The organism is Ekhidna sp. (assembly GCF_040220215.1).
Classification (GTDB): Bacteria; Bacteroidota; Bacteroidia; order Cytophagales; family Cyclobacteriaceae; genus Ekhidna.
In genome coordinates this window covers 70339-89390 of sequence record NZ_JAVJTR010000005.1, presented here as the reverse complement: position 1 = coordinate 89390, position 19052 = coordinate 70339, and the positions used below count along the sequence as shown (strand labels likewise).

Sequence of the window (19052 nt, the reverse complement as noted above, 5' to 3'; positions counted from 1 at the left end):
ACAAAAGACTAAACTTTCTCTTTTACCCAATTAAATGCATTCGCAAAAGGCTCCATCCATGGAGATACTTCCGCACCTTCCAATCCTTGCTTGTATGGCCAGTTCCAGGCAAATAAGGATCGTTCTAAATGTGGCATAATGGCCAGGTGTCTGCCATCTACGGAACAAAGAGCTGCTGTATCAAATGAACTCCCATTCGTATTGCCAGGGAAATCAGAGTAAGAGTACTTAACTGGTATTTTATAATCGCCCTCATTTTCAATGGAGAATCGTCCTTCTCCATGAGCCAGCCAGATGCCTAGCTTCGACCCAACCATTGATTCAAGCATGATGGAGTTTGTTTCTTCAATATTAACGCTTACAAATCCACACTCAAATTTTTCGGAATTGTTGTGATGCATCTTCGGGTGATTGTCTCCCATTTCAGGGTAGATCAGTCCCAATTCCATCATTAACTGACATCCATTACAAACACCCAAACTCAATGTATCTTCTCTGGCATAGAAAGCATCTAGCGCTGCTTTTGCTTTTTCATTGAATAAGAAAGAACCCGCCCAACCTTTGGCCGATCCCAATACATCCGAGTTGGAAAAGCCCCCAACAAACACAATCATGTTCACTTCACTCAAATCTTCTCTTCCGGTGATCAGGTCAGTCATGTGAACATCCTTCACATCGAAACCAGCCAGCCAGAGCGCATAAGCCATTTCTCGATCACTGTTTACGCCTTGCTCACGAATGATTGCTGCTTTTACTCCTGACTTCCCTTTTCGGTTGAAGTCCAGATTGTAGCTGGATGCTTTTCCGTCAAATCGTTTCGGAAGTGAGTAAGATAGGGGCTGACTGAATCTATTCTTGGTTCGTTCTCTAGAAACTTCAGGTTTGGTCTGCTTCAGGTCTAAAAGCGCTGAAGGTTTAAACCATGCACTTCGATATTTTTCAATATCAAATTCCTGTGTAAATGACCCATTCGTAACCGAAACACTTCGTTCAGCTTTCAGCTTTCCGATTTCGCTCCATTTCACTCCAGACTGCTCCAGTATTTTGATTGCATCTTCTTCCACCTGAAGTAAAAGGCCTGGTTTTTCAGAGAACAGGACTCTTACAGCATCGGATTCACCAAGTGAAGTTAAGTCTACTTCAAGCCCTCCTTTAGTATTTGGAAAATTCATCTCAAGAAGAGTAGTGATCAATCCTCCCGCTGATACATCATGTCCGGCAATTACAAGACCTTGATTAGTCAATTCCTGTACGGTATTGAAAGCCAATGCCACAACCTCTGATTTAGCCTCTGGGGTTTTTACTCCCAATTTTGATTGCGTCTGCGCAAACGAAGAGCCTCCAAGCTCAAAATTTGATCCAGAGAAATCCACGTAAATGATTTTGGAATCTTTTTTAGAATAATCAATAACCGGACTCACCGTTTTGTTGATATCAGAAACCTCTCCAACAGAGCTAATAATAACAGTACCCGGAGCAAACACTTTCTCTCCGTCCGGATATTTCTGCGTCATAGACATGGAATCTTTTCCGGTTGGCACATTGATGCCCAACTCACATGCAAAATCACTGATAGCTCTTACGCCTTCATAAAGTCTAGCATTTTCTCCTTCATTCTTAGCAGGCCACATCCAGTTAGCACTCAGGGAAACTCCCTTCAATCCATGAGTTAATGGAGCCCATACGAGATTGGCTAGTGCTTCTGTAATTGATAATCTGGATCCTGCTCCTGCATTGATCAGTCCTGGAACAGGTGAGTGTCCAATAGAAGTCGCAATCCCTTTATTTGACTTAAAGTCAAGCGCCATTACTGCGACATTGTTGAGTGGCAATTGAAGTTCTCCGCACGTTTGTTGAGTTGCCACTCTGCCGGTAACACATCGGTCTACTTTATTGGTGAGCCAGTCTTTACAGGCAACAGCCTCCAATTGCAGGACCGCTTCCAAGTACTCGGCAATTTTGCTTTCGGAATAGCTTACTTCTTCGAAATTCGATTTTTGCGTTTTGTCTTCAAGGATGGTCTTTGGTGAAGAACCGAACAAGTGATGCAGCTTTAAATCAAAAGGAGAGGACTCTCCATTGTTCTCAAACTTCAACTCATTATTATCCCCAGCTTCGCCTACCTCATAGTAAGGCGCTCGTTCTCTTTCTGAAACTCTCTTCAGATATTCAGCATCTAGTTCATTGATGACCAATCCCATTCGTTCCTGAGATTCGTTTCCCAGCACTTCCTTAGCTGAGAGTGTTTCGTCACCAACAGGAAGCTTCTTCAGATTAATTGTTCCACCGGTTTCTTCCACCAGTTCAGAAAGGCAGTTTAAGTGTCCGCCTGCCCCGTGATCATGAATAGAAGTAATCGTATTGTCTTCCAACTCCACCATCGCTCGCACAGCATTGGCTACTCGTTTTTGCATTTCCGGATTGGATCGCTGAACGGCATTCAGTTCCAGGGCTTGATTGAAAGCTCCTGTATCCACTGAAGAGACCGCACTTCCACCCATACCAATACGGTAGTTGTCGCCACCCATCACGACAATCTTTTCTCCGGCTTTCACGTGCTTTTTTTGAGCATCTTTTTTCTTGCCATATCCTACACCTCCGGCTTGCATGATTACTTTGTCATAACCAAATTTCTTTCCACCCTCTTCATGCTCAAAAGTCAATACACTTCCGCAGATGAGCGGTTGACCAAACTTATTCCCGTAATCACTGGCACCATTAGATGCTTTGGTTAAAATCTCTTGAGGGGTTTGATACAACCATTTTCTGGCGGGCTTTTCCCAGTTTCTTCCTTCCTCTGTTCGAGAATAGGAGGTCATATACACCGCTGTTCCAGCCAAAGGAATACTGCCTTGTCCTCCGGCCATCCGATCCCGGATTTCTCCACCGGAACCTGTAGCTGCTCCATTGAAAGGTTCCACCGTCGTAGGGAAGTTGTGAGTCTCTGCTTTCAGTGAAATAACCGATTCAAACTCTTTGGTGTCGAACCAGTCCGGTTTGTCTTGTGTTGCTGGTGCAAACTGCTCAATCTTTGGGCCCTGAATAAAAGCCACATTGTCCTTGTAGGCTGAAACCAGGTAGTTCGGATGCTCTTTTGAGGTCTTTTTGATCCATTGGAAAAGAGAGAACTCCTGTTCCTTGCCATCAATAATAAAGGTTCCGTTGAATATTTTATGTCGGCAGTGCTCCGAGTTGATTTGTGAAAATCCAAAAACTTCTGAATCGGTTAATGGCCTTCCGATTTCTTTTGCAACTCCTTCCAGATACTCAATTTCTTCCTGGCTCAAAGCCAGTCCTTCCTGCTGATTGTAAGCTGCGATATTATGGATGTGCTCAATCGGTTGTGGCGCTCGATCCAAGGTGAAAATCGATTGATCCAGTCCTTCATAAACCTGCTGGAGCATCGGGTCGAACGCTGCTGCTGAGGTTTCTGAAATGTAGGTTTCAATTCTGTAAATCGTATCAATTCCTGCATTATGGGCGATATCTGAAGCATTGGTACTCCAGGGCGAAATCATCTCTTTCCTGGGGCCAATGAATTTGCCTGATATGTTATCTGCGCTTACTGCTTTGGCACCTGAAAACAACCAGGTCAGCTTGTTAATTTGATCAGATGAGAGTTTGTCTGAAACACCTACGGCAATTACAGCGTCTTCAGAATTTTGGAAGAATTGAATCATGGAAGGAACCTCGTTTTGAAGTCCGCAAAATTAATCTTTTTGTAAGCTTTGTCTCACTCGGATTTCAACAATTTCCGAATGCTTTTTTTCAATGTACCAACAGTCATTACTGAATAGCCGATAACCACCTTGTCAATGATGCCTTCTCGGTTCACCACAAAGTGGGTAGGATAAGATCGGACATTCATTTCCACACAAAAGTCTTTGACATCCGGAATGGACTCATAGATAAACTCACGCTTTTCAAGAAACTTGCGCACTTGCTGTTCATCATCAAAAGTAGGAGCCAGGAATACAATACCTTCATTTTTAAATTCCTCAACCATTTCATTCATTTCAGGCATTTCCTTGATGCATGGTCCACAGCGGGTAAACCAAAAGTTAACCAGGAATATTTTGCCTTTTAGCTGGTCTTTGGTGTATGTTTCCCCATCAAGAGTGGTCAATTCGAATGCAGGAAAAGGTTCACCCTTCATTCGTTTCACCTCTTTTTTAGCATCCGCAACTTGCTTGATTTGTTCCTTCGTTGGTTGTTGTGCTGTAATCAATAGAGGGAGGATGGTTGCAGTAAGCAGAAGTAATTTTTTCATTTGGTGGTTTATTTAAAATGAGCTGCGATTCGTAAATCAATATTTCAAAAATGATTCCCATAATCTCCTCTTGGGAGGAGAAGAGGTGGGTAAGCTAAAAAATATCATTTTTGAATAGATAGATTTTAGGCAGAAAACAATATGAAAACCCACCGCTGCGGCGGACCGCCCCAGCCCCTCCGAGGAGAGGATTAATTGAGTTTTCTATTCAAAACTGTATTTTTCAATATCAATTTAGCAACTTCAGGCTTAACAAGTTGATGATGCTTCATCGGAAGAATATCTACTTCAAATTCACCCATGGTTTTTATGATAGGCAAAATCTTTGCCGGTTTGATAATTAGATCCTTCTGACCAAGTATAATTCTTCGTTTGAATTGGGCTGACTTAAAGCCCTTTGCTAATTGTCTTTTGCTGTAACCTAAAGTCTTGAAGTGATTCCATGAAATGTAAACGCGTTTGCGGTTTTCAGGATTTCCCAACTCTTTTTGAACAAAATCTCTGAGGTAACTGCTTACAACCTTATACTTATCATTAAAGCGAAGCAGTTGCTCAAGTTTTGCAGGATGGAGCATGAAATACTTAAAGAGCCAGCGGATGGATGGATTTGTTGCCAGTTTAAACCAAATGGTTAGGAATACACCATCGGGAGCAATAAGGATCAACTCTTGTGTTTGCTTCGGAAATGAAAGCGCTGATGAGATGGCAAATCGCCCACCCAGACTAAACCCGACAATGGTAAATTCTTTTATTCCTTCTTTATAAAGAAATGTTTTCAGGTATTCTGCCCACTCTTTTTTAGAAAGGCTCCCGTAGTTTCTTGTGCTTTTACCATGATAAAAGATGTCAAAAGCATAAATGGTGTATTCTGGTTGCAAAATTTTTGACCAGCTATCGAATATTTTATTATCCTGTCTAAATCCATGAAAGGCCAATAATATTCTTTCTCCTCCCGGATATATAGAATAATACAATTGTCCATTGACTAATTCAACTTTCGTCATATGGGAAGGTAAAATACCAGTGAATTTCAGTATCTGAAAAAATCTTTTAAAAAGATGAACTATTTCTACTCATTCTCGTTGATTTGCACGGCGGAAACTTTTAGAACAATCAAAGTTTCCATTGTGTTATCAGTTTATTAATGAATCGATAGAAAGAAATTTGGAAGCAAAAGAGAAAATACTTGAGAGTGCGGAGGAGCTGTTTATCCAATATGGCATTAGAAGTGTGACGATGGACGATGTGGCCAGAGCGGCTTCCATGTCTAAGAAGACATTGTACCAATACTTCGATAACAAGGATGGATTGGTGCTGGAAGTAGCGGTTGATCATTTCAAAAAAGAAACAGAAGAGTTTAAAGGAATTTTTGAGGAGTCTAAAGACGCCATTCATGAGGTGTTGCTTGTTTCTCAATGTTTGAGAAAGCATGTATTTAGAATGAACCCATCGCTGCTATACGATATGCAGAAGTACCATGGAGCAGCCTGGGACAAATACCTTGAATTCAAGCAATCAACTATTCGTGGGCACATCATGGACAACATCGAAAGAGGTCAGAGAGAGGGGTTCTTCCGAAAAGAAATTAACGCAAAAATTCTTTCCATTCTTCGAGTAGAAAATGTACAAATGGCATTGAACACCCGATCATTCGTACAGGAAGGCTTTGATATACCGACCGTACAATTGCAAATCCTGGATCACTTCATTCATGGACTGCTAACTGACAAAGGAAGAACTAAATATCAGGAATACTTAAAACAAGAATCTACTAATCAGACACACTAATCTATATGAGATTAACACTATTACTACTTATAATTATTGGCACTTCTGTTGGAGTGCAAGCACAGGAAAGAACTAGTCTTTCCCTGGAAGATTGTATCAACTACGCATTGGGTAATAACGAGCAGTTGAAGATCAAGCAACTCGACAAAGAGATTGCTGAAGCTGAGGTAAGGAAAACCATATCTATGGGCTTACCACAGGCTAATGTAAATGGAGGTTTGAATTATAATTTTGAACCGCAGAAGAGTTTAATTGATATAAGCACATTTGATCCAAGCGTACCAGAGGGAACAGAGCAAGAAGTCTCATTTGTTCAGAAGTACGACGGAAACATTGGGCTGTCAGTTGATCAACTAATCTTTGATGGTTCGTATTTTGTAGGACTTCAGGCAGCTCGAACTTACAAAGAGCTATCAACCAAAGAGCATATAAAATCTCAAATTGATATTGTTGAAGCAGTTAGCAAAGCGTATTACAATACCTTGATTGCTGAAGAGCAGCTTGAATTGCTGGAACGGAATATGGGGAGGTTGGATACCCTTCTTGATGAAACTCAGGAAATGTATAATGCCGGTTTTGCAGAAAAAGTAGATGTGGATCGAATCCGGGTTAATTACAACAACCTCAGGGTTGAATTGAGTAAGTCCAGACAGCTAAAAGACATTAGCAGAAAACTTTTGAAGTTTCAAATGGGTATGGACCTTAATCAACCCATAGAACTTACTCAAAACCTTGAAGAGGTAGAGATTAATACTCCTGCCATTCCATCTGAAACCTTTGATTATGGTCAGCGAATTGAATTCTCTCAGCTTCAGACTAACAGAAGCCTCGCTTATCTGGATATGAAAAACAACAGGGTACAGTACCTGCCAAAAATTTATGCAAGACTGGGCTATGGATGGAACACTGCAGCCCCCACCGGAAGTCAGGTTTTTGAATCAAGAAGGTGGCTGGACAATGGTGTATTGGGTGTGACAGCCTCGATTCCAATTTTTGATGGATTTCTGAAAAGCAACAAAATCCAGCAAAATAAGCTTCAGGTGAAGCAGATTGAAAATCAAATGTCTTTCGTGAAAAAGAACATTGACTTGGAAATAGAGCAATCACAGATAAGCCTGTCAAGCCAAATAGAAATGCTGGAGGTACAAAAGCAAAATATGGAGCTGGCTCAAGAGGTATATGATATCTCGAAAATCAAATATCAGGAAGGGGTTGGGTCGAACCTGGAAGTAATCAATGCGGATGCTTCCTTGAAAGAAGCTCAAACCAACTATCTAAATGCCTTATACCAGGCCATAACATCACAGATCGAACTAAAAAAAGCACTAGGAACACTTTATAAAAACTAAGATCATGCGTAAGATCAAATACATAATCACACTAACTATTCTATCTGCTATTGCCGTAGCGTGTGGCAGTGCATCAGGGGAGCAAGGACTTCCAGCTAAGAAGAATAAGCTCAAGGAATTACAGAGTCAGGCGATTGAGCTAAATGCAGAAATCGCCAAGCTAGAAGAAGAAATTAAAGCCGAGGATCCGAATTTCAAGGAAAAGAATTCATCTGTTTTAGTTTCTGTTGAAACATTATCTAAAAAAACCTTTACCCATACAGTTGAAATCAGAGGCGCTGTTGCTTCCAAGAAAAACGTGTTGCTATCAGCTGAGGCGATGGGAAAAATTGAAGGAATACATGTGAGAGAAGGACAAAAAGTCTCGAAAGGTCAAACCTTGGTTACCCTTGATTCTGATGTGGTAAGAAACAACATTAAGCAAGTGAAGACGCAGCTTGATCTTGCCAACGAGGTTTTTTCCAGACAAGAGAGGCTATGGGAGAAGAACATTGGAACGGAAGTGCAATACCTTCAGGCTAAAGCAAATAAGGAATCACTTGAAAGCCAGCTAGGTGTTCTAAATGCCCAGCTAAGCATGATGATCGTAAAGGCTCCATTTGGTGGAATCATAGACAACATTCCTGCTCGTCTCGGAGAAGTTGCTCAGCCGGGCCTTCCACTTGTTCGTCTTGTAAATCCGGATGATATCTACATTTTGGCAGACGTATCTGAGTCATATTTAGGTAAGTTCTCGCCAAATCAGGAGGTTGAGATATACTTTCCATCCCAGGATAAAAGGGTAAAGTCAAAAATTAAGTCAGTAGGTCAGACCATTAAATCGGACAACCGAACTTTTGAGCTAGAGGTCAATCTTCCAAAACTTAATTTCCCAGCACAACCTAATCAAGTGGTAGTGCTGAGATTGGTAGACTATAAAAATGATCAGGCATTGATCATTCCAACTGAAGTCATTCAGGGAGACAATGGTGGAAACTATGTGTATGTCATCGAAGAGAACAATGGAGAGCCAACAGCAAAAAGAAGAAAGATTAAGATTGGTTCATCCCACAACCTGAAAACTGAAGTCAAAAATGGATTGAAAGCAGGCGAAAAAGTGGTCACCAAAGGATATAGAGACCTTTCTGATGGTGTGGAAGTTTCAATCGTGAGTAAGTAATCTCTTTAATTCAATAAACTATGTCAGAAGAATTTAAAGATATTAAAACAGAGAAGGAGTTTGGGTTAACCACACTCTCACTGCGCAATAGAACAACCGTATATGTATTGACTGCCATTGTAATCATGGCGGGTCTGTATTCATACACCAGTTTGCCTAAGGAAAGCTTTCCAGAGATTCGGCAGCCTGTCGTTTATGTAGGAACACCATATCCCGGAAACTCTCCATTGGATATGGAGAATTTGATCACTCGCCCAATCGAAAACGAACTCAATTCAATTTCAGAGGCAGACGTGATTAAATCAACCTCTGTTCAGGATTATTCTACCATCATCGTGGAGTTTACTCCCGAAACTGATGTAGAGGATGCATTAACCAAAGTGAAGGATGCAGTAGATCGTGCCAAACCAGAACTACCTTCTGATTTGGAACAGGATCCGAATGTGTTCGATATGAACTTTTCGGAGTTCCCGATTTTAAACATCAATCTATCCGGTAATTACAGCATGAAACAGTTGAATGATTATGCGGAATACCTGGAGGAGGAAATTGAGAAGTTGTCGGAAATATCCAAAGTTGAGATTAGAGGGATTGATGAGCGAGAGGTTCGAATCAGTGTGGATCCGTATCAAATGGAAGCACGTGAGGTAAACTTTGGTGATATAGAACAGGCAGTAGCAAGTGAGAATATTACGCTTTCCGGAGGAACCTATAAAGAAGGTGATATCAGAAGGACGATCAGGGTAGTAGGGGAGTTTGAAGAGCCGAAGGATATTCTGGATGTCGTTGTAAAAGCGGAAAATGGAAACATTGTTTATCTGAAAGATATAGCCGAGGTTTCCTTCGATTACATCGAGAAGAAGAGCTACGCCCGTTTGTACACTCAGCCGGTAGTAATGGTTGATGTGATCAAGCGAAGTGGTGAAAATCTGCTTATTGCCACAGAAAAAATCAATGCGATTTTAGCTGAAGCTAAAGCAAACATATTTCCGGATGATTTGGTTGTGACCAAAACAAATGACCAATCTCAGCAAACCAGGGATATGGTTGACAGTTTGGAAAACAACATCATTTCCGGGGTTATCCTTGTTGTGCTGGTGTTGCTATTCTTCCTGGGCCCAAGAAATGCACTTTTCGTAGGGATCGCTATTCCTCTTTCGATGTTCATATCGTTCATGATTTTAGGGATGCTGGGCATCACCATCAATATGATGGTATTGTTCTCACTGATCATGGCATTAGGTATGCTTGTGGATAATGGAATCGTGGTGGTGGAGAATGTTTACCGTCTTAGAGAGGAAGGACTGTCTGCGTTTGTTGCTACTAAGAATGGAGTAGGAGAGGTTGCTTTACCTATCATCGCTTCTACAGCAACAACGCTCGCGGCATTCCTGCCATTGGCATTCTGGCCGGGTATTATGGGAGAGTTTATGAAGTATCTTCCTATTACTCTCATGATTACGCTGGGTTCTTCGCTATTTGTGGCGCTGGTAATCAACCCGGTATTGATCAAGTCTTTTATGAAGGTAGATACCGGTGAGATCAGAAAGAAACGTGTATTGATTTTTGCATCAGTTGCAATTGGTTTAGGCATTTTATTGGCACTGGCATCTATCACAGTGTTAAGTAACCTTCTGATCATTGCAGGAGTCATTACATTCTTGAATATTTATGTGCTGACTCCACTTTCCAGGAGATTTCAAAACTTCTTACCCCGATTGGAAGGAGGATACAGGAAGATTCTTGGTTATGCATTGCAAGGCTGGAAACCTTACATTTTCTTCTGGGGAACAGCGGTATTGATGGTTGTATCGATTGGAATTTTTGGCGCGGTGCTAATGTCACCTTCAAAGCCAAACCTGGAATATTTTCCAAAGACGGATCCTTTATATGTAAATGTCTTTATTGAATTTCCGGTAGGAACGGATATAGAAACAACGAATGACTTCACTCAGAATATAGAGAAGAAGGTCATCGAGTTGGTGAAGCCATATGAGGATATTGTGGAATCTGTTATCGCTAATGTTGGTTCTGGTACGTCAGACCCCAATGATCCATCGGCATTTGGAGAGCAGGATACGCCAAACAAGGCTCGTATTACTGTCAATTTTAAAGAGTACAAGAATAGAAATGGCGTTGACACCAAAGAGATTCTGAGTGAAATCAGAGGAGCGGTTGGTGATTATCCGGGAGTGGCTGTTACCGTAGATCAAAACTCTGATGGACCTCCGGTTGGCAAACCAATTAGTATAGAAGTGTCTGGGAAGGAATTTTCTACGCTTATAAAGATCACCGAGGACATGAAGAACATGATTAATGAGTCAGGTATTCAGGGGATCGAGAAGTTGAAGACTGATCTGCAAACAGGCAAACCGGAGTTGGTAGTCAATATTGATCGTGAGAAAGCCAGACGATTTGGCCTTTCTACTTCGTCCATTGCAATGGAAGTCAGAACAGCGCTCTTTGGTAAGGAAATATCCAAATACAAAGAAGGAGAGGATGATTACGAGATTCAGCTACGTTTGATGGACAAATATCGATATGATCTCGATGCTTTGATGAACAAAAGTGTTGTTTTCCGGGATCAGACTTCAGGTCAAATGAAGAGCGTACCTATTTCTTCGGTCGCTTCAGCGGAGCTTTCTTCCACCTATGGGTCAATCAAACGAAATGATTTGAGGAGACAAGTGGTCATCAGTTCCAATGTGGAATCCGGATACAATCCAACCCAAATCAACAATGAAATAAAGGAATTGCTTGCGGACTTTAATATGCCAACAGGTTATGAATTTAAGTTTGGTGGCGAACAGGAAAAGCAAGCGGAAGAGTTTGCGTTCCTTAGTACAGCATTGATGATTGCAGTATTCACTATTTTCTTGATTATCGTATCTCAATTCAACAAAGTAACCACTCCATTCATTATCATGATGTCAGTGGTATTCAGTACCATCGGGGTATTCCTTGGTCTGGTCATATTCCAGATGAACTTCGTTGTGATCATGACGATGATTGGTATTATATCCCTGGCAGGTATTGTGGTAAATAATGCGATCGTTTTGATTGACTTTATAGAGTTAAGTAGAAATAGACTTAGAGCTGAAACTGGCGAAGACAAGCTATCAATGGAAAATATCAAAGAGGCTATCATTAGTGCTGGGGTAACAAGGCTGAGGCCGGTTATTCTAACTGCAGTTACCACAATCCTTGGATTGATCCCATTAGCAGTAGGAATCAACATTGACTTTATTAAGTTTTTGAGTACTTACGATGCTGATTTCTTCCTTGGAGGGGACAATGTAGCTTTCTGGGGACCCATGTCTTGGACCATTATTTTTGGGTTAACCTTCGCGACATTTCTTACGTTAGTTATCGTGCCGGTTATGTATCTCTTCTTTGCAAGAATTAATCGTCGGTTAGGTTTAAGTTAATAGTACAGTCCCCCGCCAATAGGCGGGGGATTTTTTATAATTATGAGTCGTATATACTTTGTTGTTTTTCTTATCTCAATCTATCTGGTCCTGGACGTCTATGTTTTCATTGCGGTCCGATCGCTGGCGGAAGGTTTGTCTCCTATTTGGAGGAGATTGATTCTTGTGAGTTATTGGATGGTAAGCATTCTATCCTTAGCAGGAGTCCTTTTGTATCGTCAAATCGACCCCAAGGTATTTGCAGATCTCAGGCTCTACATTACCACTTTTTTCTTCATCCTATTTATTGGAAAGCTCTTCGCTACCGTGTTTTTAATGCTCGAAGACATTCGCAGAGGGATCACATGGATTGTCAATCTTTTTCCTTTTGTGGAAGAAAAGCATTCAACCTCTCGGTCTGACTTCATGCAAAAATCAGCAATCATCGCTGGAGCATTACCGGTGGCAGCTATGAGCTTTGGCGTCATCTCTGGAGCGCATGATTACAGAGTAAAGAAACGGATCGTTTACTCACCCAACCTTCCCAAAGCATTCGACGGGATAAGAGTAGCGCAGATTTCTGATATCCATACCGGCAGCTTTTTCAATAAAACTGCTGTGGAGGGTGGAATTGATTTGCTCAATGCACAAAAGCCGGATATTGCTTTTTTTACAGGGGATCTGGTGAATAATCGAAGTGAAGAGGCAAAAGAATATCTGAATATTTTCAAGCGAGTGACTGCCCCACTCGGTGTTTACTCAGTGATGGGGAATCACGATTACGGCGATTATACCAGTTGGTCATCTGAGGCAGCTAAGCAGAAGGATATAAAAAACCTCCATGAGATGCATCGCTATATGGGGTATGACTTGCTCCTAAATGAAAATCGAACCATCAAAGTGGATGGAGAAGAAATTGCTATCCTCGGATGCGAGAATTGGGGTGCTGGACGATTTTCAAAATATGGTGACATGTCAAAAACGATCGCCGGGACGGAAGAAAAGCCATACAAATTGTTGTTGTCTCACGACCCAAGCCACTGGGATGCTCAGATCAGACAGGAATATCAGGATATTGATCTGATGCTTGCCGGACATACACATGGTATGCAATTCGGGGTGGAGATAGGTAATTTCCGATGGAGTCCGGTACAATATAGGTACAAGCAATGGGCTGACCTCTATCAAGAGGGAGAGCAATCACTTTATGTGAATAGAGGATATGGATTCATCGGCTATCCGGGGAGAATCGGAATACTACCCGAAATAACAATTTTAGAACTTAAGCGATCTTAGATAGGGTAGATGTATCTATAGGTGTTATAGGTATATCTTCATGTCATAGGATGATAGGTGATTTTACAGTGATTAGGTGAAAAAGGGGCGCTAGCCCCTTTTTCTTTTTATCTTTTCGCCAAAATCACGACTCAATGACTAAAAAGCTCAATCAGGTCAGACAATTTATTGAAGTGGACCTTTGGCGTGTACGACTCAAATCTCTTCCAAAACGAAAACGTTTCTTATTTGGATTCATTCGGGTTTGGGTCATCGCAATCAAGGAGTTTGTGAATGACAAGTGTGCCGAAAAAGCATCTGCACTCACCTATTTTTCAATGCTTTCCTTGGTCCCAGTAATCGCTATGATAGTGGCAATTGCCAAAGCTTTTGGAATCCGGGAGTTGATGGAAAAAGAATTGGCCAAGTATTTTAGTGGACAGGAGGCCGTATTGGAAAACGTACTTCCGTATGCAGAAAAAATGCTCAGTGGTACCAGTGGTGGAATTGTCACTGGTATCTCTATAGTCTTTTTGATTTTTACGGTGATTCGTCTTCTTATGAATATTGAAGCTGCTTTCAACGATATGTGGGAGATCAAACGAAGCAGGAGATGGGAGAGAAAAGTATCTGATTATGTAGCCGTTATTTTATTGGGTCCGGTCTTGCTAATTGTAGCGAGTAGCGCAACACTTTTTGTAAAAGACACCATTCAGGTGGCAATTAATCAAATGGAATTTTTGGGCCAGCTAAGGTCGGGAATTATATTTCTTTTAAAGCTACTCCCATATACCATCCTTTGGTTCTTATTGTTTGGAATCTATCTCATTTTCCCAAACACACGGGTAAAATTTTGGCCAGCGCTTTTCGCGGGTATCGTGGCGGGTACACTTTACCAACTCAATCAACAAGCATTCATTTCATTACAGTTTGCCTTCGCTCGTTATGATGCCATTTATGGTAGTATTGCCTTCCTGCCATTATTTCTGATCTGGCTCCAGATTAGCTGGCTCATTGTACTTTTTGGTGCGGAAATATGCTATGGAGTTCAATACATAGATCAGTGGGAAATGAATTCAGAAAAACTAAAAATAAGTCTGAGCCACCGAAAAAAACTAACACTTCTTTTGCTATATCGCGTGGTTAAAAAGTTCGAAAAAGGGAGTGGGCCTATGTCCATGGATGATTTAGCCGGAATGGTTAATATTCCTCGAAAATATGTCGTGGATATTTGCTATGATCTTGAAAAGGCTGATTTAATGATACGTGTCGATTCAGAGGACATTGCCTATCAACCTTCTTTTGATATCCATAAAATGGATCTTTATACTGTTTTACAGAAGTATGAGACATCTGGGATGGAGGATTTTGATCCACGAAAATCAAAAGCTTTCCAGTCTATTGAAAAGGCATTGGAAAAAATAGAATCTAAGTGGATGAGCAGTGATAGCAATGTGCTATTGAAAGATCTATGATCCTCGTTGCTTGAATGACCAGGTGAATTCAAATTCGGATACGATGGTACCGTCTTTCATTTTGCCAACCGTCTTAAAGGTGGCTTCTGCAGCTTCACCTGTCTCGATGCATTTTTCTACTGCATTAAAAGCATTCATACCATCTTCACAGGTAAAGTAAACACGATCAGTTGCTTTTTTTGAGAAGGTAGCCTTTAAGTCGACGATGATAAATGCAACGGAAGGCTTCTTGCCGGTAATGGCTAAAAGACATGGAGTGGCTGTCGAAAGCTCAGCTGCCATGCTCTGAACCGCAAAATAGGTAGACTTGAATGGGTTTTTTGTTAGGTACTTAAATGGTACGGAGGTGGTGCACTTTTCGGAATCGAGTTCTCTAACCCTAAGTCCGGCGATCCAACCCATTGGCAGGCTTTTAATCATAAACAGGGGAAACTTAAATCCGCTTGTTACCTGACTTGCCAGTCGCTTTTGTTTGGGATTTAGCTCCATCCGGATTCCTCTTTTTGTTCCTTTGCCAGTATTTTCTTCTTTTCCTGATTAAGGAAATATTTCTCCAGGCCTCCTTCAAAGAACTTTATCAGCAAGAAAAGCAATCCAAGGATTCCAAGTCCTACATAAGGGATATCAATACTATCTTCAATTATGGGCTCAATAAACACCTGCTCCAGGATGAATAATACGAATGCCACTACCAGCATTATAGCTGAAGCTTTCCGGCCAACTTTTGCTACTGCAAGTTGCTCAATGGTTTTACCCAGTTCAATGTTCTTGTCCTTGATTTCTTCATTTTGTTCCCGTATTTGAAAGTTGGCATTATCCAGTTTTTTCTGAAGACGATCAGAAACACGGGTAATAACTTTTGCCTGAGCAACCAGCTCTTCATATTCGTCAGAAAAAGAGTCCAGGTCTTCTTTATAGATTGCATGTGTCTCAATCTTTGCTCGGAATTTCCTGAGACTATCTATCTCATCATAGTAAAGCTCCTGGTTTTTGTTCATCTATCTATCGGCAATCACAAATCATCTTCCTCTATTTCAAAGAAGTTAAAATTCAAATCCAGTAGGTCACTGTAATCTTCACCAGCTTCCATCATATCGTCATCACCTTCCTCATAGTACCAGTTGATTGTGATTTTTTTACCACTATCTTCAATTTTACTCAATCGCTTGAAAACATCAAAAAGGCATTTTGAAGAGCTTGTATTGAAATATTCAAAAGCAATATTTGCTGTGATCTCTGGTCCGCCACTCACTGCGTATTCATCAAGGTTGTCTAGCACCCTCTGATAAAACTGTATAGAGTTTTCGGGGCTGGATCTTCCTTTCATCTCCAGTAACCCTTCTTCAGGATCAAAGTTGATCAAAGGGGTAGTACGTGTTGGTTCAATGAATACTTTTTCCATAAATCTCTCTACGGTTTGTAAGTTAGTCTTTTGGTTCTATCCTTCTATCCTTGGTAATCTAATCTGAAAAGTAAAATAGCTCACTTTATCAGTCACAGGCTGAAATTTATATCTAAGCTTCTGTCCACCAGTCTTTCGCGCAATATCTATAAATCCCAGTCCACCAGTTCCTTTATCAGAAAATTCTTGCTCGGCAAGCACTTTCTTATATAAAGCCCTGAGTTCATCTGCGTCCACCGCATTAATGTCATCAAGTCTTTTCTGAATTTCTTTCGTTCTTTCAGCAGGAATATAATTCCCTGTCTGCAGGCTATAAAACCTCTTTCTGGCAGCTATCATGATTAGTGCAGAGTTGGAATCATAGCTGCTGACTTTCATATCATCAGCATTTATTTCATCCAGGTGATAATACAGGTTTTGAATGCATTCTGTCGCTACGTTATAAAACTTCTTTTTGACCTTTCGGTTCTCCTCCAACTCTTCCAATCTTTCCTCCAATGTCCCTATCATGGCAGTCACCAGATCAAAGGTCAATTCACCTTTGAACATCAGAATTATATTTTGGTCATAAATGTTTTTGTAGCTCCTCAGATAATCCATAAATAGGGGTAATTTTCTTTGGGCTGGAAAAGTAAGAACTTATGACTAATTAAACCAAATGTTTAACCACCTAAAACTTTGGGGTGATAATCAATCGATTAAGGCCGCCAGCATTCCAACCCTCAATTATTCTGGTGGTAAAATTATGTTATGTGTTAGACATATAAGATTAAAACCTTATCAAAAGGCAAATTATGCTTTTCTTTATTACTTTAGTATAGGTGGCGGATGCCGAAAAGGGGATAGGTATTATTGCTAGCCGTTCCTAGAGGTAAATCTGTATAAAAATGTGAAATTTCCAATAATTGTATTTTTAGTATAGATTTGAGGGACTTGCTAATAGGATTTTTTTAATTCTATTGTCAATAGAGATTAACTAGTTAAGAGTTTAACCAACTATGCGTAAGGTATGTTAAAGAAGGATTTATATGCCAATGTCTATATTCTGACGGCATTGGTTTTGATAGGGGCGGTAGCTTACTACGTCTTTGTCCTCCAAAAAGAGATAACCAACTCATTCAACCAGGATCCTAAAATCGTTCAGGTTTCCGCAAATCAGACCACCATGGGGCAGCAGATTGTAAAAGCCGCGCTTGGTATGGGGTATGCAAAAACACCGCAGCAATTTACTTTCTTTAAGAATGAACTTTCCCGCGTTTACCCTGAATGGCAAAAAGGTCATCAGAGCCTTATAAATGGAGATGCAGATTTAGGGTTGTCACAACCGTCCCAGACGGACGAGTATCTGGCATTGCAGAAAGACCTCAATTTTTTATACTTTGATATGAATACCAACACATCCAATATTCTGGATGTGAACTTTACCGAGAATCAAACAGATTTAAACTATCTGGCACTTCGTAGATCAATTGAGGCACTGGTAAATACCGTAAGACGTTATGATGATGCAACGGATACCATCACCGACTATTTTGTATCCAATGCACAGAATAGAGGAGCAAGTTTAGGTCTAGCAGAATATGTTGGTTTTTCTATTTTCGTTGGGATATTCCTGGTGCAAGGATTCTTCATTTTCAGGCCGTTGGTTAAACTAGCAAGTGATAACTACCTATCTGCGAATAAGGCTTTCATGAAAGTGAAGAAATCAGAGCAGCAGCTTAAGATCAACTTCCAGAAGCAAAAACTCATCAACAAAAAGCTCTACCTCTCCAGGAAAGAGCTTGAGGAGAAAAACCTTAGATTGGAAGAGTCCGAGTCTAAGTTGCTAAAGTCTTCTGAAGAGCAAATTAAAATTAACGAGCGCTTGATTGCTGCTCAGGATGAACTAAACCTTGCTTATAAGAAATTACAGGATTCTGAAGTAGAGATTAGGGAGCTGGCGGATAAGCAATTGCAGGATAATGAGAAGCTGTTCCTTGCAGAGAAGAAATTGCAATCATTGCTTGAAAATGAGCAGAAGTCGAAAGAGGAATTGTCCAATGCCCTCGACTCCCTCAAAGGAGCTCAGTCACAGCTTGTACACTCGGAGAAGATGGCATCATTAGGTCAGTTGACTGCAGGTATTGCCCACGAGATTAACAATCCGATTAACTTCATCTCGAGTGGCATGGTATCCCTAAAAATGTCTATTGAAGCCATGCGAGAGATTGCTGAAGAATATACCCGTTTGGATGATGGTGACGATCCTAAAGATGTGTTACAAGGAGTGAAGGAACTGAAGGAAGAGCATGAATATGATGAGATCGTAGATGAACTGGATGACCTGATCAATGATATCAATTATGGTGTTCAAAGAACCATTGAAATTGTGAAAGGACTTAGGGTATTCTCGAGATTGGATGAGGAGGAAGCTAAGAATGCAAATGTCAATGAAAATATTGATGCCACCCTTACACTTCTAAGAAACAAAACCAAAGGTAAAATTGAGATTACCAAGCATTATGATGAAAGCATGCATGATATAGAGTGTTATCCGGGGCAGCTAAACCAGGTATTCATGAATATCCTGAACAATGCAGTGCAGGCAATGCCGGATGATAAGAAAGATGCTGAGATTACCATATACACCGAGGAAGCTGATAATGAAGTGTTTGTTAGAATTAAGGATAATGGTATTGGTATCCCGGATGAAATTAAAAATAGAATTTGGGAGCCGTTCTTTACTACCAAAGAAGTAGGTGTCGGAACAGGTTTGGGTATGTCTATTACCTATGGTATCATTGAAAAACATGGTGGCAAGATTGATTTGTCCAGTGAGGTTGGAAAAGGCACTGAGTTTGTAATAACCTTGCCTAAGAAAATAACCACAATCAAGAAGAAAGAGGATAAAGAGGTAGCAGAGAGCAATTAATCATTAACAACATTTA

At 40.8% G+C, this 19052-nt stretch carries 14 protein-coding genes; 7 read left to right on the top strand and 7 right to left on the bottom strand.

The genetic code is table 11. The features are described from left to right. Positions 1 to 8: 8 nt before the first annotated feature. From purL to RIC88_RS00880, 3 genes are all read right to left on the bottom strand, one after another. Positions 9 to 3680, bottom strand: coding sequence for a phosphoribosylformylglycinamidine synthase (gene purL / locus RIC88_RS00890; RefSeq protein ID WP_350215540.1), 3672 nt, complete (start codon positions 3678 to 3680; stop codon positions 9 to 11). 53 nt (positions 3681 to 3733) lie between these two features. Continuing rightward, positions 3734 to 4270, bottom strand: a complete 537-nt coding sequence (locus RIC88_RS00885; protein WP_350215539.1) for a TlpA family protein disulfide reductase — start codon at positions 4268 to 4270, stop codon at positions 3734 to 3736. Between the two features lie 191 nt (positions 4271 to 4461). After that, a complete protein-coding gene (locus tag RIC88_RS00880; RefSeq protein ID WP_350215538.1) occupies positions 4462 to 5274 on the bottom strand; it encodes an alpha/beta hydrolase in 813 nt (270 codons plus the stop codon). Positions 5275 to 5434: 160 nt separating this feature from the next. On the opposite strand from RIC88_RS00880, the gene RIC88_RS00875 reads away from it, so the two are divergent. From RIC88_RS00875 to RIC88_RS00850, 6 genes are all read left to right on the top strand, one after another. Continuing rightward, positions 5435 to 6058, top strand: a complete 624-nt coding sequence (locus RIC88_RS00875) for a TetR/AcrR family transcriptional regulator (protein ID WP_350215537.1) — start codon at positions 5435 to 5437, stop codon at positions 6056 to 6058. A 5-nt stretch (positions 6059 to 6063) separates the two neighbouring features. Then, the gene (locus RIC88_RS00870) at positions 6064 to 7407 is read left to right on the top strand and encodes a TolC family protein (protein ID WP_350215536.1); all 1344 of its coding nucleotides are present in this window, start codon (positions 6064 to 6066) and stop codon (positions 7405 to 7407) included. Between the two features lie 4 nt (positions 7408 to 7411). Then, positions 7412 to 8566, top strand: a complete 1155-nt coding sequence (locus tag RIC88_RS00865) for an efflux RND transporter periplasmic adaptor subunit (RefSeq protein ID WP_350215535.1) — start codon at positions 7412 to 7414, stop codon at positions 8564 to 8566. 20 nt (positions 8567 to 8586) lie between these two features. After that, the gene (locus tag RIC88_RS00860; RefSeq protein WP_350215534.1) at positions 8587 to 11994 is read left to right on the top strand and encodes an efflux RND transporter permease subunit; all 3408 of its coding nucleotides are present in this window, start codon (positions 8587 to 8589) and stop codon (positions 11992 to 11994) included. Between the two features lie 42 nt (positions 11995 to 12036). Further along, complete coding sequence (locus RIC88_RS00855; protein ID WP_350215533.1) at positions 12037 to 13269, top strand: metallophosphoesterase; 1233 nt, start codon at positions 12037 to 12039, stop codon at positions 13267 to 13269. 134 nt (positions 13270 to 13403) lie between these two features. Then, the gene (locus RIC88_RS00850; RefSeq protein WP_350215532.1) at positions 13404 to 14723 is read left to right on the top strand and encodes a YihY/virulence factor BrkB family protein; all 1320 of its coding nucleotides are present in this window, start codon (positions 13404 to 13406) and stop codon (positions 14721 to 14723) included. Here RIC88_RS00850 and RIC88_RS00845 read toward each other — a convergent pair. The 4 genes from RIC88_RS00845 to RIC88_RS00830 are packed head-to-tail and all read right to left on the bottom strand — an operon-like array spanning position 14718 to position 16725. Next, the gene (locus tag RIC88_RS00845; RefSeq protein ID WP_350215531.1) at positions 14718 to 15212 is read right to left on the bottom strand and encodes a hypothetical protein; all 495 of its coding nucleotides are present in this window, start codon (positions 15210 to 15212) and stop codon (positions 14718 to 14720) included. The genes RIC88_RS00850 and RIC88_RS00845 overlap by 6 nt on opposite strands. Next, positions 15203 to 15721 (bottom strand): hypothetical protein, encoded by a 519-nt coding sequence (locus RIC88_RS00840; protein ID WP_350215530.1) that lies wholly within the window; start codon positions 15719 to 15721, stop codon positions 15203 to 15205. Before RIC88_RS00840 ends, RIC88_RS00845 begins: the two co-directional genes overlap by 10 nt. Before the next feature lie 14 nt (positions 15722 to 15735). Next, complete coding sequence (locus tag RIC88_RS00835) at positions 15736 to 16125, bottom strand: DUF1987 domain-containing protein (protein ID WP_350215529.1); 390 nt, start codon at positions 16123 to 16125, stop codon at positions 15736 to 15738. Positions 16126 to 16161: 36 nt separating this feature from the next. Further along, a complete protein-coding gene (locus RIC88_RS00830; protein WP_350215528.1) occupies positions 16162 to 16725 on the bottom strand; it encodes a SiaB family protein kinase in 564 nt (187 codons plus the stop codon). A 409-nt stretch (positions 16726 to 17134) separates the two neighbouring features. On the opposite strand from RIC88_RS00830, the gene RIC88_RS00825 reads away from it, so the two are divergent. Beyond that, on the top strand, positions 17135 to 19036 hold the full coding sequence (locus RIC88_RS00825; RefSeq protein ID WP_350215527.1) for a sensor histidine kinase: 1902 nt from the start codon (positions 17135 to 17137) through the stop codon (positions 19034 to 19036). Positions 19037 to 19052 lie beyond the last annotated feature (16 nt).

What these genes read in the sequence shown, in the direction of transcription:
- RIC88_RS00860 (WP_350215534.1), top strand. Translation starts at nt 8,587, where the DNA reads ATGTCAGAAGAATTTAAAGATATTAAAACAGAGAAGGAGTTTGGGTTA.
- RIC88_RS00885 (WP_350215539.1), bottom strand. Translation starts at nt 4,270, where the DNA reads ATGAAAAAATTACTTCTGCTTACTGCAACCATCCTCCCTCTATTGATT.
- RIC88_RS00835 (WP_350215529.1), bottom strand. Translation starts at nt 16,125, where the DNA reads ATGGAAAAAGTATTCATTGAACCAACACGTACTACCCCTTTGATCAAC.
- RIC88_RS00845 (WP_350215531.1), bottom strand. Translation starts at nt 15,212, where the DNA reads ATGGAGCTAAATCCCAAACAAAAGCGACTGGCAAGTCAGGTAACAAGC.
- RIC88_RS00855 (WP_350215533.1), top strand. Translation starts at nt 12,037, where the DNA reads ATGAGTCGTATATACTTTGTTGTTTTTCTTATCTCAATCTATCTGGTC.
- RIC88_RS00850 (WP_350215532.1), top strand. Translation starts at nt 13,404, where the DNA reads ATGACTAAAAAGCTCAATCAGGTCAGACAATTTATTGAAGTGGACCTT.
- purL (WP_350215540.1), bottom strand. Translation starts at nt 3,680, where the DNA reads ATGATTCAATTCTTCCAAAATTCTGAAGACGCTGTAATTGCCGTAGGT.
- RIC88_RS00870 (WP_350215536.1), top strand. Translation starts at nt 6,064, where the DNA reads ATGAGATTAACACTATTACTACTTATAATTATTGGCACTTCTGTTGGA.
- RIC88_RS00840 (WP_350215530.1), bottom strand. Translation starts at nt 15,721, where the DNA reads ATGAACAAAAACCAGGAGCTTTACTATGATGAGATAGATAGTCTCAGG.
- RIC88_RS00880 (WP_350215538.1), bottom strand. Translation starts at nt 5,274, where the DNA reads ATGACGAAAGTTGAATTAGTCAATGGACAATTGTATTATTCTATATAT.
- RIC88_RS00865 (WP_350215535.1), top strand. Translation starts at nt 7,412, where the DNA reads ATGCGTAAGATCAAATACATAATCACACTAACTATTCTATCTGCTATT.
- RIC88_RS00825 (WP_350215527.1), top strand. Translation starts at nt 17,135, where the DNA reads ATGTTAAAGAAGGATTTATATGCCAATGTCTATATTCTGACGGCATTG.
- RIC88_RS00830 (WP_350215528.1), bottom strand. Translation starts at nt 16,725, where the DNA reads ATGGATTATCTGAGGAGCTACAAAAACATTTATGACCAAAATATAATT.